The organism is Aquabacterium sp. A08, from assembly GCF_011742065.1.
The window spans coordinates 1-254 of sequence record NZ_JAAQQT010000156.1 but is presented as its reverse complement, the minus strand read 5'-3'; the positions used below and the strand labels follow the sequence as shown (position 1 = coordinate 254).

1 protein-coding gene is annotated in these 254 nt (G+C 66.9%); it reads left to right on the top strand.

Annotated features, from left to right (window positions below):
• The coding region (locus HA630_RS00885) for a hypothetical protein (RefSeq protein WP_166832079.1) at positions 1-254 on the top strand (254 nt) is incomplete at both ends.

The following is a 254-nucleotide window of genomic DNA, read 5'->3' as shown; positions in this document are numbered from 1 at the left end:
CTGGTCTTCATCCTCGCGACCAGTGGCGAAGCGGCGTACTACGTGCACCGCCTGGCGTTTCTCAGTGGCTTTGTCGGGCTCATGTTCGGGGCGCAACTGCACGTGCTCTGGCGACACCGCCAGCGCAGCTTTGCCGCCCACTTCACCCTGTTCACGCTCGTGGGGCTGTGCGGCGTCATGGGGCTGCGGGCCGTGACCGCGCTGCTCGAACCGCCGCCGCTGGGCATTTACAGCTACAGCCCGATGCAGGCGGT